This is a genomic window from Arthrobacter arabinosi, assembly GCF_054511115.1.
On the sequence record NZ_JBTNDF010000002.1, the window covers coordinates 310,185 to 324,645 of the forward strand.

9 protein-coding genes are annotated in these 14,461 nt (G+C 72.2%); 4 read left to right on the forward strand and 5 right to left on the reverse strand.

Annotated elements, in window-relative coordinates; translation table 11 throughout:
• The 3 genes from ACX80P_RS05600 to ACX80P_RS05610 form a co-directional block, all read right to left on the reverse strand.
• Positions 1-2,019, reverse strand: a complete 2,019-nt coding sequence (locus ACX80P_RS05600; protein WP_459277072.1) for an ArnT family glycosyltransferase — start codon at positions 2,017-2,019, stop codon at positions 1-3.
• A complete protein-coding gene (locus ACX80P_RS05605) occupies positions 2,016-3,521 on the reverse strand; it encodes a glycosyltransferase (RefSeq protein ID WP_459277073.1) in 1,506 nt (501 codons plus the stop codon). Before ACX80P_RS05605 ends, ACX80P_RS05600 begins: the two co-directional genes overlap by 4 nt.
• 416 nt (positions 3,522-3,937) lie before the next feature.
• A complete protein-coding gene (locus ACX80P_RS05610; RefSeq protein ID WP_459277074.1) occupies positions 3,938-4,906 on the reverse strand; it encodes a TatD family hydrolase in 969 nt (322 codons plus the stop codon).
• Positions 4,907-5,091: 185 nt separating this feature from the next.
• Here ACX80P_RS05610 and ACX80P_RS05615 point away from each other — a divergent pair, with 185 nt between their 5' ends.
• Genes ACX80P_RS05615 through ACX80P_RS05625 form a run of 3 tightly spaced genes read left to right on the forward strand, consistent with a single transcriptional unit; the run spans position 5,092 to position 10,127 of the window.
• Positions 5,092-6,108 carry an AAA family ATPase gene (locus tag ACX80P_RS05615; protein WP_459277075.1) on the forward strand — a complete coding sequence of 339 codons (1,017 nt, stop codon included), beginning with the start codon at positions 5,092-5,094 and terminating at the stop codon, positions 6,106-6,108.
• Positions 6,109-6,162: 54 nt separating this feature from the next.
• The gene (locus ACX80P_RS05620) at positions 6,163-7,710 is read left to right on the forward strand and encodes a DUF58 domain-containing protein (RefSeq protein ID WP_459277076.1); all 1,548 of its coding nucleotides are present in this window, start codon (positions 6,163-6,165) and stop codon (positions 7,708-7,710) included.
• Positions 7,707-10,127: a transglutaminase TgpA family protein gene (locus ACX80P_RS05625; protein WP_459277077.1), complete on the forward strand. Its 2,421-nt coding sequence runs from the start codon at positions 7,707-7,709 to the stop codon at positions 10,125-10,127. Before ACX80P_RS05620 ends, ACX80P_RS05625 begins: the two co-directional genes overlap by 4 nt.
• A gap of 21 nt (positions 10,128-10,148) precedes the next feature.
• Here ACX80P_RS05625 and ACX80P_RS05630 read toward each other — a convergent pair whose 3' ends face one another.
• Positions 10,149-11,630, reverse strand: a complete 1,482-nt coding sequence (locus ACX80P_RS05630; RefSeq protein ID WP_459277078.1) for an NAD-dependent succinate-semialdehyde dehydrogenase — start codon at positions 11,628-11,630, stop codon at positions 10,149-10,151.
• Between the two features lie 146 nt (positions 11,631-11,776).
• Positions 11,777-12,568, reverse strand: coding sequence for a 16S rRNA (cytidine(1402)-2'-O)-methyltransferase (rsmI, locus tag ACX80P_RS05635; RefSeq protein WP_459277505.1), 792 nt, complete (start codon positions 12,566-12,568; stop codon positions 11,777-11,779).
• Positions 12,569-12,828: 260 nt separating this feature from the next.
• Between rsmI and ACX80P_RS05640 the strand changes: the two genes are divergently transcribed.
• Positions 12,829-14,451 carry a dolichyl-phosphate-mannose--protein mannosyltransferase gene (locus tag ACX80P_RS05640; RefSeq protein WP_459277079.1) on the forward strand — a complete coding sequence of 541 codons (1,623 nt, stop codon included), beginning with the start codon at positions 12,829-12,831 and terminating at the stop codon, positions 14,449-14,451.
• The last annotated feature ends 10 nt before the right edge of the window (positions 14,452-14,461 follow it).

Consider the following 14,461-nt stretch of genomic DNA (forward strand, 5'->3'; position numbering starts at 1 on the left):
TCACGGCGTGGGGAGCACGGAGCGGTGCTCGGCGATCGAGAACGTCACCAGGACACCGGCGTCGGTGCGGGTGGCGGATTCGGCGGCGAACGAGCCGCCGAGGTCCTCGAACCAGGTCTCCTGGGCCCTCGCCTCGGCAGTGGCCGGAGCGAGGTCCTCCCCGTTGGCCGCGGTGATCAGCACCTGGCGACGCAGGGACCCGTCCTCCCCGTCCACGGAGGGGAAGGACACGGACAGGGACTCGTCGATCGCCGCGCGACGGCTCAGGGCCGCCACGATCCGCGCGTCCACCTGGCCCGAGCCCAGCTGCGCTTCGGACTCCTCGTCGAGCACGAGGGCGGGATTCCGTGCGAGTTCGGCGCCCACGGACGCCCGGCCTGCGGCCATCCGCTCCTCTTCCTCGCCGAGCGTTCCCGTCCCGTCCGGATAGATGCGCCGGACATCGACCTGCTGGGCACCCGTGCCGAAGGACGCCATGACCTCGGAGTTGGACAGCGCCCCGTTGACCTCCGGGAACTGCTCGGGCGAGGTGCGCATCGAGTCGGTCGTGATGATGTAGTCCGCGTCCTGCCACCCGTTCGGTGAGGCCTCCATGACGTCCGCGTCGGTGTCCATCTTGTAGTACCAGATGACGTTCTCCCGTTCGAAGCCGCTCCGCACGAGGTCCACCCACATGGCGTCGTCGACGATCAGGCGGTCCGATCGCGGGACGTTGGTCTCGACCCAGTCCTGGGCCTGCACGGCGGGCTCGTCGAGGTCGGCGAACAGGACGCCGCGCAGCTGGGCCGTCCACAGGGGGACGGCGGTGACGACGGCCAGGGCCAGCGCCACCAGCACCACGCCGGCACCGACCCGTCCCGTGGCGGCGCCACTCCGCACACGCGTGAACGCCCACGCCGTGACGCCGGCGACCAGGAGCGCGGCGAACGGCAGGAGCATGATGACGTAGGGCACCGGCAGGTAACCGCCCGGACGCAGCATGACGGCGACGAGCACCAGCAGCAGCACGGCGTAGGGCCGCAGCTTCCTGATGAACAGGCCGAGGACCGCGGCGGCGAGGCCCGCGACGATGAACACCGGATCGAGCTGCCACCACATCGCGAGGGTGCGGCTGGTCATGCTCGCGGGATCCGTCAGTGGTCCGCTCGGTTCCCGCGAGGTCAGCTGGAAGGCGATGCCCTCGAGGAGGCTGACCCGGTCCGGGCCCGGCACCAGCTCGCCCTTCACCGTGGCGAACAGGATGTAGCCGGCTCCGACCAGGACGAGCACGCTCGCCGCGACGGACAGGGTGTAGCGCCGGGTGGCGGGCCACCCGGCCCGGTACATGACGAAGGCCACCAGGGGCAGCGCCAGGAGGTACGTCTCCTTGGTCAGCACCGCGACCCCGAACAGGACGGCCGCGCCGACGAACTCTGCGAGCTGGTGCTTGCGGCTCATGGCCAGGATCAGCGCGCCGAGGAGCCACGGGGTGGCGATGTTGTCCAGGTAGACGGTGCGGTGGAACTGCAGGGCCAGTGGGGACAGGGCGAACAGGAGCGCGGCCCCCGTCGCCGTCGTCCGGCTCAGGCCGATCCTGCGTGCCAGCAGCCAGACCAGTGCGGTACTGATGAGGGTGGCCACCAGCACGGCTTCACGACCCGCCATGACGGCGGTGTCCCAGCGCTCGAAGGCGCCCGTGAGCTCGGCGTAGGCCGCCAGCTGGATCCAGCCCAGCGGCGGATGGTCGTACCAGTAGGTGTAGTGGGCGAGCTCCCCGAGGTGGGTGACCGCCCAGGCCTGCGCGACGTACGTCCCCTCGTCGTCGATGCGCTGCGGTGATCCGCTCATGTTCCAGGCCTGGACGAGGCCCGCGACCAGCAGCGTGGGGATCAGGAACAGGGGCGCCCGTCCGTGGACACGACGCCACCGATCCCAGCGGGTTCCCAGTGACCGTCCGGCCGGGGTGTCCTGTCGGGGGGCCTGGACGGGCACGGTCGCGCCCGTCCGCGTCGCTCCGGGGTTGTCGAGGGTGGAGGTCATGAGGAGGCTCCTGACGTGCTCGTCCCGTGGGCCGACGACGTCGCCCCGCCGGCGCCGACGAGTTCACGGTCGGGTGAGGCCGGCTCGAAGACGGTGCGGTGGGCACCGGAGTGCTCGGTCTTCTCCCAGGAGTTCTCGCCCTTCAGCTGGCGGAAGACGGCGCGTACCGCGGCTGCCGCGAGGAAGACCTGGTAGGGGAAGGTCCCCAGCACGAGCCGCACGTAGTCGCGGACCCGTACCTTCTTCCCGTACAGGCGGCCGAACTCGTTCAGGCCCGCCGCTTCGGCTGCGAGGGTGATGAGGGTCGGCCCGAGGGGGAGGAACGTGATGAGCGCGATGCCGACGGGGACCTTGGCGAAGAGCACCAGGACGATCGAGATGGGGATGAGCAGGCCGGTCGCGGCCTGCAGGAAGGGCATCGCCAGGATGTAGCGGGCGAACAGCCGCTGGCGGGCGGTGGGCAGCTTGCGCCACTCGCCCTTGCCGAGCACCTGCAGGAAACCCTGGTTCCACCGCGTCCTCTGCTTGAACAGCGAGGTCAGGGTTCCGGGGGTCTCCTCCCGTGTGACGACCTCGGGGCTGTACGCGACCGCCACGGTGGCCCCCTGGCTCGAGAGCCGGACACCGACCTCGCAGTCCTCGGCGAGGCACTCGGCGTCCCACCCGTCGGACCACTGCAGCCAGGAACGCTTGATGAAGACGGTGTTCCCGCCGAGGGGGATGAACTTCGCGTTGGCGTGGAAGTGCAGCCGTGAGCGGAACCAGAAGTAGTACTCGAGCACGTTGCGCAGGGACCACCACGTGGTGTCGAAGTTCATCAGCTGCACCCCGCCCTGCACCACGTCGGCGCCCGTCTCGGAGAAGCGGGAGTCGACGAGGGAGAGGAGCCGCGGATGGACGTCGTCCTCGGCGTCGAAGACGCCCACCACGGAACCGCGCGCCGACTGCAGGGCGAGATTCAGGGCCTTCGGCTTGTTCTTGGGGACCGAGGAGTCGACGATGACCCTGATGAGGTGCGGGTGGCGGCGTTCGGCGGCGCGCGCCACGGCCTCCGTGCCGGGATCGTCATGGCCCACGATCGCGATGATCTCGAAGTCCGGGTGGTCCTGCTCGGCGAGGCGGTCGAGCGTCTGCCCCATGACCTCCTCCTCGTGCCTGCCGGGCACCAGGAGGGTGAAGGACTGGGCCGCGGGCCGCGGGGTCTGCGAGAAACCGGTGCGCTGGAGGCTGTCGCGGGAACGCCACGCGTGGAGCATCCACCAGAGCGTGGTGACCGCGATGACGGTCAGCAGGACCGCGACGACGATCATCGTGCTGTAGGCGATCCACTCCCCTGCCGACCAGTCCGGCAGGACCGACCCGGCGGGGGCGTCGGTGATCTCTCCGGTGGCCGGGCCACGGTTGGGGGCGATGTCGGGGACGGGGGAACTGTCGGGCACGGGCGTCAGCAGGGGCGCCGGCTCCGCTGCCGACACGTCGGCTGGCTCGCTAGTCGAATTCAAGTAGACCTTCTCGGTGGTGTGGGAGCGTCAGGGGACAGCCCGAACACGGAGAAAGCCCGATCGACATGCAGTCGACCGAGTGTCAGAGGCGCGATGAGATTGCTCCGGTCAGACAGGAGCAGGAAGCCGCCGACCCGTTCGGGGGATCACGCACGGAATGTGGAACGGGTGGGCAGTGCAGGCACGGCTCATCCGCTGCTATCGGCGTTGACGGCTGTGCGTTGACCGGGGAGAACGCCGAGCAGGACCTGCCGGCTTCTTCCCTCACATTCGACTCTACGACGGACGGAAAGGTGACACCTTACCCGTTTCTACTCTTTCGACTACTTGTGACCAAGGCCCCTGTACTCACCTGTGATGACCGGGCCCGGCCACCCCGGAGCGGGTGCGGGCGCCCGTCCTGCTTCCGCGCGCCGTCAGTCCCAGCTGCCGTACACGGCCTCGGTGTTGGCCGTCAGCCGGGCGCACAGGGCGTCGAGGTCGGCGTCGAGGATCGCCGCCATGGCGCGGACGGTGTACGGCACGGCGTAGGAGGCGTTGGGCCGGCCGCGGTACGGGTCCGGGGTGAGGAACGGGGCGTCCGTCTCGGTCAGCACGAGGGCGGGATCGGCGACGAGGAGGGCCTCGCGCAGGGCCCCGGCGTTCTTGAAGGTCACGGTCCCCGCGAAGGACATGTACCATCCGTGCTCGTTGCAGGTCCGCGCCAGGGCCGCGTCGCCGGAGAAGCAGTGCAGCACCACGCGGTCCGGAGCGGTGTCGGAGAGCAGGGTCGCCACGACGTCGTCGTGCGCTTCGCGGTCGTGGATCTGGAGTGCCTTGCCGAGTCTGCGGGCGATGTCGATGTGGCTGCGGAAGGACGCCAGCTGGCTGTCCCGGCCGTCCTCACCGGTACGGAAGTAGTCCAGGCCCGTCTCGCCGAGGGCCCGGATCCGCGGCCCGGCGGCGAGCTGCTCTATCTCCGTGAGCGCGTCGTCGAGCGTGCCCGCCGCCGCGAGCAGCGGGGCGTCGTTCGGGTGCAGGGCGACCGCCCCGAGGAGCCGCCGGTCCTGCTCGACGACGGCGGCGGTGAAGCGCGAGGACGCCAGGTCCGTGCCGACCTGGACGGCGCCGCGGACGCCGGCGGCTTCGGCGGCGTCGAGGGCCTCGCCGACCGACACCTCCACCGCTCCCTCCTGGAAGTCGAAGTGCGTGTGGTTGTCGATCACGGGCACCGGCAGCGGCTCCGGGAGCGGGAGGTAGGCGCCCTTGCGGCGTCGTCGGGCGGCCGGGGTCCCGTCGGCGCCACCCTCGCCGTCGGGTGTTCCGCCGACCTCCGGTTCGCGGTAGGCGGGCGGGATCTCCCCCGCCGCATAGGGGTGGCTGGTGCTCGGGGCGCGGGTACTCATGGATCAAGCCTAGTTCTGGTATGGAACTAATGGCCCGGGGAGCCGGTTGAGCTAGTAACCTGTTGATTCATTCAGCTCGGTCAGACCCGGCCAGCGCCGGAACGGCCGCAGCCGTTCCTCCGTGTCGGGTGGCGCCGGTCCTCCGGTGCCGCCCGGCACGGACGCCGCACGCATGGAGGGTACCCATGGATGTCCAGCACAACATCGCCGAGGTAGCAGCGGACCCGCGGCCTGCGGCGGCACCGGACGTCCCCGGCACCTTCTACGACGTCGCCGCGCGTATCCTCGGCTCCATCCAGACGGTGATCGACGGCAAGCCCGAGGCGGCACGCCTCGCCCTCACGGTCCTCCTCGCCGAGGGCCACCTGCTCCTCGAGGACGTGCCGGGCGTGGGGAAGACCCTGCTCGCGAAGACCCTCGCGCGGACGATCGACTGCTCCGTGAACCGGATCCAGTTCACCCCGGACCTGCTGCCCTCGGACGTGACCGGGGTGTCCATCTTCAGCCAGGAGACGCGCCGGTTCGAGTTCCGGCCCGGCCCGGTCTTCGCGAACATCGTCATCGGCGACGAGATCAACAGGGCCTCGGCCAAGACGCAGTCGTCCCTCCTCGAGTGCATGGAGGAGCACCAGGTCACCGTGGACGGGCACACCCACCTGCTCGGGGAGCCGTTCATGGTGGTGGCCACGCAGAACCCGATCGAGATGGAGGGCACCTACCCGCTCCCCGAGGCGCAGCGGGATCGTTTCATGGCCAGGATCTCGATGGGTTATCCCGACGCCCGTGCGGAGGCGGACATGCTGGAGACCCACCAGTCCGTGTCACCGCTGGCGAGCATCCGCCCCGTGGCCGGCCTGGAGGACATCGCCCGGATGATGCGGCAGGTCCGGGCGGTGTACGTCTCGCCGGCCGTGAAGGACTACACGGTGGCCCTCGGCCGCGCCACCCGGGACCACCCGCGGCTCAGGCTCGGCGCGAGCCCGCGGTCCCTGCTGCAACTGCTGCGGGCCGCGAAGGCGGGCGCCGCGCTGGAGGGCCGCGACTTCGTGCTCCCCGACGACATCGCCGCGATCGCCGACGCCGTCCTCGCCCATCGGCTGCTGCTCGACCGCAAGGCCACCAGCGCCGGCGAGACGGCGTCGACCATCGTGGCGGACGTGCTCGCGCGCGTCCCCGTGGCCCGGGAGGCGCCGCGCCGATGACCCTTCCCCCTCCCCGCACCCCCACCCCCACCCCCTAGCCTTCGGCGGCATCCGATGACACTCACCGAGAAGCTCCCCTCGCGGTTCCTCACAGCGCGCGGCTGGGGATTCGTCCTGACCGCCGTCGTCGCCCTGTTGTCCGCGCAGATCCTCGGCCGCCGGGACCTCCTCTACGTGGGTGTCCTGCTGCTCGCCCTGCCCCTGGCCTCGCTCGCCGTCCTCCGGTTCGTCAAGCCGCGGTTCACGGTGAGCCGCCGCTTCCAGCCGCAGACCATGGAGATCGGCTCCACCACCACCGTCACGCTGTCCCTCTCGGCGGGCGTCGCGGGCGGGGCGAGCATCGCCATGGAGGAGCAGCTCCCCCCGCGCTTCGGTCAGGCGCCCCGCTTCACCTACCCCTCGCGCAACCCCGGCCCCGACGGCGTCTCGCGCTACGAGTACCGGATCCGCTCCATGGCGCGCGGCGTCTACGGGATCGGTCCCGTCACCGCCGAGTTCACGGATCCGTTCGGCCTCGGGAAGTCCCGCCATGTCCTCGGCACGGTGGACCCGCTCGTCGTCACACCCGCGCCCGTCGAGCTGCTCGTCTCCGCGCTCGCCGGCTCCCGCGGCAACGACGGTCTGGCCGCCACGCGGCGCCAGGCCAATCCGAGTGACGACGACGTCATGACGCGGGAGTACCGGCACGGCGATTCCCTGCGGCGGGTGCACTGGGCCGCGACGGCGCGCCACAGCGAACTCATGGTGCGGCAGGAGGAATCGGTCACCACACCGCAGGCCACCCTGCTGCTGGACCAGCGCCACCACAGCTTCAGCTCCGGGTTCAGCGCGGCCTTCGGCCCGGACGGGGGCGGCGGCGTGCTGTCCACGTCGCCGACGTTCGAGTGGGCGGTCACGGCCGCCATGTCCATCAGCGCGCACCTGCTCGAGCGCAGCTACGCGCTGAGGTTCCTCGACCACCAGGGGGCACCCGCACTCCTGCACTCACCCTCGGCACCGTTCCCCTCCGAGGAGGAGCACTACGGGCCGGGCGCCGTCGCGGGCATCGCCGAGGGGCTCGCGGCGCTGGAGCTCGCACCCGAGACCGGGCGCCGCGCCCAGGGCGACGACGAGCACACCGGCAGCACCGCCGTGCGGGCGGGCGAGGCGGCGCTCAGCGCCATTCGCCGGGTGCGCCGGGAGCATCCGGGCGCGGCCGAGACGTCCCGGAAGACCCCCCACGCCAGGACCTCGCACGGCGCGTTCGGCGACGACCTGCTGGACCGGCTCGCCGCGAACCGGCACCGGGGACCGCTGATCGCCGTCCTCGGCCTGATCACCGTCGAGGAGGCACGGGCCCTGGCCTCGGCCTCCGACTACGGGTCGCCCGCCTACGCCGTCCTCGTCACCGAGCGGCCCGCCGAGTCGCAACGCCAGCTCGAGGTCCTGCGGGAGGCCGGGTGGCACGCCACCGCCGCCTCCCCCGCGGCCGCCCTGCCCGTCGTCTGGGCCGGACTCGAACACGCGGTCGGCCGGAAGCCCGCGCAGGCCTCCCCGGCAGCGTACGGCTCGACACCCCGCGCGCGCTCCGGCCGTGTCTCCACCGCAGGAGGACCGACATGACCTCCACCCTCCCGCGGCCCGCGCCGGCGCGGACTCCGGCTCCGCCGGCCCCCCAGCCGGCAGGACCGGCCGACCCCTGGCACTGGGCGGTCACGGGTGCCGTGCTGCTCGCCGTGCTCGCCGCCTCCACCAGCCTCAACGGCGTCGTCGAACCGTGGATATGGTTCCTCCCCGTGCTCCAGACGCTGGTCCCCGTGCTCCTCGCCATGGCGCTGACCCGCACCCTGCGGCTCACCGGCGTGCTCACGGCGCTGGTGGGCGTGCTCGTGCTCGTCGGGGCCCTCACCGCACGGTTCTTCCCGCGGCAGAGCGTCCTCGGTGTCGTCCCCGGCCCGGGGACAGCGCTCGAACTGCAGCGCCTCCTCGCCCAGGCGGAGGAGGCCGTCGTCTCCCAGGTGGCTCCCGTGCTGCCCGGGGCGGGGCTCACCCTCGTGGTCTGCGCCGCCCTCGGGCTCATCGCCATCATCGTGGACCTCTTCTCCACGACCCTGCGCATGCCGGCGGCGAGCGGCCTCGGGCTCTTCGCCGTCCTGGTGACCCCGGCCGTCGTGAAGCCCGACGGTGTGGGCATGCCGGCCTTCCTGGCGACCGTCCTCGCATTCCTGCTGCTCCTCGCCCTGGCGCAGTGGCGGGAGAACCGGCTCGCCTCGGGTGGTGCGCGCGCCTCCTCCGGCTTCGCGGGCCGCGGCGCGATGATCGGCGCGGCGGCGCTCGCCGTGACGGTGGCCCTGCCCATGATCGTCCCGGGATTCAACTCGGGGGCCTTCCCGCAGGGCGCCCGGCTCAACGTGTGGGGCACCGCCACCGGACTGAACCCCGCGGTCACGCTCGGCAACGACCTCCGGAATCCCAGCGGCTTCGGCCGCATCACCTACTCCACCAACTCGGACGCCCCCCTGTACCTCCGCGCCGTCACCCTCGAGGACTTCAGCGGACGGCGGTGGGAGCCCGACCAGCGGATCAACGACCGCGACGCGGGCGTGGCGGAGATCGGCAGGGAGGCGGGCACGCCGGAGGACCCGCCCGAGAGCAGCACGGTGTTCACCCGTGTCACGACGCAGAGCTACGCCAGCCCGTGGCTCCTCTCCCCGTACGCGCCCGTCGGCGTCACGAACCTCTCCGGGACGTGGGCGTGGGATCCGGCGAACCTCTCCATCCTCGCCACCGACGGCGGGTCGACCGCACGCCAGGAATACGTGGTGCAGAGCCGGGCGGCCACCCTCACGCGCGAGGGGCTCGGCGTGATCGGGCCCTCGGATCCCGAGTCCGTGCCCGAGGTCTTCACGCGCCTGCCGGAGGACACCCCGGGGATCGTCCGCGAGAGGACGGCGGAGGTCACGGACGAGTTCGTAAACCCCTACGACAAGGCCATCGCGATCCAGAGCTATCTCCGCGGCCCCGACTTCACCTATTCGGTGGAAGCGCCCGTGGACGGCGGGTACGACGGCAGCGGCATGGACGTCATGGCCCGCTTCCTCGAGGCGAAATCCGGGTACTGCGTGCACTACGCGGGCACCATGGCGGTCATGGCGCGTGCGGCCGGCATCCCCAGCCGCGTCGCGATCGGCTACACGCCCGGCAACCCGACCGGGAACACCTCGCAGGGGCCCGCGAGCACGGAGCTCAGGGAGTTCGTCGTCGACTCCCGCAATGCGCATGCCTGGCCCGAGCTGTACTTCGAGGGCGTGGGCTGGGTGCAGTTCGAACCGACACCGTCCCGCGGCGTGGTTCCCACCTACGCGCAGCAGGCGTTCTCGCCGGTCGGGCCCCGGGCGGACGATTTCGACGCCCTGAACCCCGGCAGCATCCCCGTCGCCCCGGGGTCGTCCGCGTCCGCCACGGACCCCGCCGGGGAGGGTTCCCGGGCCGGGTCCGCGGAGGCCGGGAACGAGGCCCGCTCCGTGGCGGGAACGCTCGGGGCGGTCGGCGTGGTGGTGCTCGTTCTCCTGCCGTTCCTCCTGCGGACGGCGAGGACCCGGGCCCGACGGCGCACCGTCGTCGTGAGCGGAACCGCCGGTGGCACCGGCGGAGGATCCGGCGGCGGCACCGGTGCGGCGACGGCCGCCTGGGCGGAGACGACGGAGATCGCCGGCGACTACGGCCACCGTCTGGAACCCACCGACACACCCCGCACCTTCGCCGGGAGGCTCACCCGGGACGCCGGGTTCGAGGGCGCGCCCGCAATGTCCCTGTCGCGCCTGCGCACGGCCTACGAGTACGCGGAGTACGCGGACCACGGCTCGGGGTCGGGGGCCGCCCCGACACCGACCCTGCGGGCGCATACCGCACCGCGCTGGGACGACGTCGACACCGTGACGCGAGCGCTCCGGACCGGCAGCGCGTGGTCCACGCGGGTCAGGGCCCGCGTGTTCCCGCCGTCGCTCCTCAACCGGTTCCGGAGCCGCGCTCGCCGCTGATGCCCGGCCGCGTCCTGAGGCCTAGGAGGCGTAAGGGTCGGCGATCCCGACGTACTGGGTGTACAGGTACTCCTCGATGCCCTCGGCGCCTCCCTCGCGCCCGAGGCCCGACTGCTTGACGCCGCCGAAGGGCGCGGCGGCGTTGGACACGACGCCGGCGTTGAGGCCCAGCATCCCGGTGTCGAGCCGCTCGCCCATCCGGAGCCCGCGGTTGAGGTCACGCGTGAAGACGTAGGCCACGAGGCCGTACTCGGTGTCGTTCGCCAGCTCCACGGCTTCGTCCTCGGTGCTGAACGTGATGATCGGGGCCACGGGGCCGAAGATCTCCTCCTGCAGGATGCGGGAGGACCGCGGCACGTTCGTCAGGACCGTGGCCTGGTAGAAGTAGCCGTCACCCGTCACGGGGGCGCCCCCGGTGACCGCGATCGCGCCGTCGCCGACGGCCGCGGTGACCAGCTCGTGGACCTTGTCGCGGCTCTTCCGGTCGATCAGCGGGCCGAGCTTCGAGGCGTCCTCCGTGCCACGCGCCGGCGTCATGCCCTCCATCCGCTCGGCCAGGGCCGCGGCGAACCGCTCCGCCACGGCTTCGTGGACGATGAAGCGGTTGGCCGCCGTGCAGGCCTCGCCCATGTTCCTGAGCTTCGCCAGCATCGCGCCGGTCACCGCGGCGTCGAGGTCGGCGTCCTCGAAGACGACGAACGGAGCATTGCCGCCGAGTTCCATGGAGGTCCGCAGCACGTTCTTCGACGCGGCCGCGAGGAGGTTGCGGCCCACCGGGGTGGACCCGGTGAAGGAGAGCTTCCGCAGACGGGCGTCCTCGATGAGCGGCCCGGTGACGTCCCCGGCCGTGGTCGTGTTGACGATGTTCAGCACACCGGCGGGAAGGCCGGCCTCCTGCAGGACGGTGGCGAACAGGGAGGACGTCAGCGGCGTCAGGTTCGCGGGCTTCAGGACCATGGTGCAGCCGGCGGCGATGGCCGGCGCGATCTTCCGCGTCGCCATGGCCAGCGGGAAGTTCCACGGCGTGATGAGCAGGCACGGGCCCACGGGCTTCTTGTTCACGAGCAGGCGTGACTTCCCGTCGGGCGACGTCGAGTACCGGCCCGAGGCCCGCACGGCCTCCTCGGAGAACCAGCGCAGGAACTCCGCGCCGTAGGTGACCTCGCCCCGCGCCTCGGCCAGCGGCTTGCCCATCTCCAGCGTCATCAGGAGGGCGAACTCGTCGGCGCGCGCGGTGACCAGGTCGAAGGCACGCCGCAGGATCTCGCCCCGCTCGCGTGGAGCGGTGCGCGCCCAGTCGGCCTGGGCGGCGACGGCGGCGTCGAGCGCGGCCATGCCGTCCTCGGGCGTGGCGTCGGCCAGGGTGAGCAGGGTGCGGCCGGTGGCCGGGTCCTCGACGGTGAACGTGGCACCGGAGGACGACGCCCGCCACTCCCCGCCGATGAAGAGCCCGGTGGGCACCTTGTCGAGTACTGCCTTCTCCTGGTCGGCGGTGACAGCCATTCCGAGCTCCTTCGTGACGATGCGGGGCGCGCCCCGACGGGGGCATTCCCGCTCACGCTAGACCGGTCGGCGAACGGGTGTCCAGTAAGCCCTGCACCACCGCACGCGCTCCTCCTTGGGCGAGTGCACAGCCACGGGAGGTCCGGTCAGCGTGCCGCGATCACCGCGGCGTACAGCTCCCGCTTGCTGACCCGGGCGTCCGCGGCGACTGCCGCGACGGCGTCCTTGAGGCGCATCCCGCCGGCCAGGAGGGCGTCGACCTGCGCCACGTGGTCCTGGGGCCGGGAGGGCGCAGCCTCCGGGGCACCGGCGAGGACCACGGCGATCTCGCCGCGCACCTCCGTCTCCTGCGCCCACTGGAGGAGTTCGAGGAGGGTCCCGCGGATGACCTGCTCGTGGACCTTCGTCAGTTCGCGGGCCACGGCGGCCTGCCGGTCGGAGCCGAAGGCCTGCTGCAGCGAGCGCAGCATGGCCTCGAGGCGGTGCGGTGCCTCGAAGAACACCATGGTGCGGCGCTCCGCAGCGAGGTCCGCGAGGCGTCCCGCCCGCACGCCGGGCTTGCGGGGCAGGAAGCCCTCGAAGCAGAACCTGTCCGTGGGCAGCCCCGACAGGGTCAGGGCTGCGAGCACCGCGGACGCCCCGGGGACCGCCGTGAGGTCGAGGCCCTCGGCCACGGCGGCCTCGACGAGCCGGTAACCGGGGTCCGAGACGGAGGGCATGCCGGCGTCGGTCACCATCAGGAGCGTCGCGCCGCCACGGACGAGGTCGAGCAGCTCGGGCGTCCTCTCGGCCTCGTTGTGCTCGTGGTAGCTGATCACCCGGCCCGTCACGGTGACGCCGAGTGCCTGCACCAGGCGGTGGAGCCGGCGCGTGTCCTCGGCGGCGACGACGTCGGCGGTGTGGAGGAGGCCGATCAGCCGTTCGGTCGCGTCCCCCATGTTGCCGATGGGCGTCGCCGCGAGGACGATCCGGCCGCGACCGCTCGCGTCACCCGCCGTGCCGCGGTACGCCGTCGAGGGCCGGACCGCGGCGTCGTCGTCGTCGGAGCGGTCCTGCTCCTGCGCGGGGGGGTCCTCCGGGGGTGTGTCGGGGGCGTCGACGTCGAGTGGCTGGTTCACCGCACCAGCCTAGCGCTCCACGGGGCGGCGCACCCCGCCGTGTGGGGGGCCGGCACCCCTGGCGCCGGTAGCATGGCAGGGTGAGTCCCACCGCCGTCCGGCCCCGACGCGACAGCCCGCAGCAGGACGGATCCTGGGTCCTCTCTCCCTCCCTCGCCTTCTCGCGCGACGCCCTGCTGGCCCGCCTCCTCGGCGCCTCGGTTCCCGGCGGGGCCCTGCGCTGGGTCCTCCCGCTGGCCGTGGCCGTGCTCGCCGGGATCCTCCGGTTCGTGCGGCTCTCGGACCCCGGCTCCCTCGTGTTCGACGAGACGTACTACGTCAAGGACGCCTACTCGCTGCTGCAGTCCGGCTATGAGCGTGAATGGCCCGAGACCGCGAACGACTCCTTCAACGACGGCATCCCCGGCGTCCTGCTCGACACCCCCGACTACGTGGTCCACCCGCCGGTCGGCAAGTGGATGATCGCGCTCGGGATGCTGCTGTTCGGCTCGGACAACGCCTTCGGGTGGCGCTTCTCCGCCGCCGCCGTCGGGACCCTCTCGGTGCTCCTGCTCGCCGTCGTCGCCCGGCGGCTGTTCGGTTCGGCGCTGCTGGGGGCCGCGGCCGGGCTGCTCCTCGCCGTCGACGGCCACCACCTGGTGCAGTCGCGCACCTCGCTCCTCGACATCTTCCTCAGCTTCTGGCTCCTCGCCGCGTTCGCGGCGCTCCTTCTGGACCGCGACGACGGACGACGGCGCCTCGCCACACGGCTCGCCGCCCAGGCGCACGGCGACGTCCCCTCCCCCGCGCGGCTCACGTACGGCCCGTTCCTGGGCTTCCGGCCGTGGCGCCTCGCGGCCGGCGTGTGCCTGGGCCTGGCGCTCGGCACGAAATGGTCCGCCCTCCCGTTCATCGCCGCCTTCGGCCTCATGGCCGTCGCCTGGGACATGAACGCGCGGCGCGTCGCCGGGGTGCACCACTGGGTCCTGGGCGCCGGGCTGAAGGACGGGCTGCTCGCCTTCGCCTGCCTCGTCCCCGTGGCCGCGCTCACCTACCTGGGAACGTGGACGGGCTGGTTCCTCTCCTCGGACGCCTACGACCGCACGTGGGCCGAGCAGAACCCGTCGGAGCAGTGGGGCTGGCTGCCCGACGGCCTCCGCTCGCTCGCCGAGTACCACCGCAGTGCCTACGCCTTCCACCAGGGCCTCGGCTCGGACCACCCGTACGAGGCGAGCGCCTGGTCATGGCTCGTGGTGGGCCGGCCGACGTCGTTCTTCTACGAGAAGCCGGCCGGGTGCGGGGCGGAGGCCTGCTCGCAGGCCGTGACCGTCCTCGGGAACCCGCTCATCTGGTGGAGCGGCGCGCTGTCCCTGGTCGTCCTCCTGTTCTTCTGGCTCGGTCGCCGTGACTGGCGCGCAGCGGCCATCCTCACCGGCGTCGCCGCGGGCTACCTGCCCTGGTTCCTCTACCCGGAGCGCACCACCTTCTACTTCTACGCCGTGGCCTTCGAGCCGTTCCTCGTCCTGGCCCTGGTGTACTGCCTCGGCCTCGTCCTCGGCGGCCCCGCGGCGGACGCGGCCCGGCGCCGCAGCGGTATCGTGCTGGTGGGGCTCTTCCTGGCCGCCGCCGTCGCCCTGTCGGCCTACTTCCTGCCCGTCTGGACCGCCGAGGTCATCCCCTACGACCAATGGCGTGCGCGCATGTGGCTGCCGAGCTGGATCTAGGGCCGCGGCC

Bases quoted from the DNA above. Each gene is read 5' to 3' on its own strand.
- ACX80P_RS05630 (WP_459277078.1), bottom strand. From the start codon at position 11,630: ATGGCTGTCACCGCCGACCAGGAGAAGGCAGTACTCGACAAGGTGCCC.
- ACX80P_RS05600 (WP_459277072.1), bottom strand. From the start codon at position 2,019: ATGACCTCCACCCTCGACAACCCCGGAGCGACGCGGACGGGCGCGACC.
- ACX80P_RS05625 (WP_459277077.1), top strand. From the start codon at position 7,707: ATGACCTCCACCCTCCCGCGGCCCGCGCCGGCGCGGACTCCGGCTCCG.
- ACX80P_RS05620 (WP_459277076.1), top strand. From the start codon at position 6,163: ATGACACTCACCGAGAAGCTCCCCTCGCGGTTCCTCACAGCGCGCGGC.
- rsmI (WP_459277505.1), bottom strand. From the start codon at position 12,568: ATGGGGGACGCGACCGAACGGCTGATCGGCCTCCTCCACACCGCCGAC.
- ACX80P_RS05610 (WP_459277074.1), bottom strand. From the start codon at position 4,906: ATGAGTACCCGCGCCCCGAGCACCAGCCACCCCTATGCGGCGGGGGAG.
- ACX80P_RS05615 (WP_459277075.1), top strand. From the start codon at position 5,092: ATGGATGTCCAGCACAACATCGCCGAGGTAGCAGCGGACCCGCGGCCT.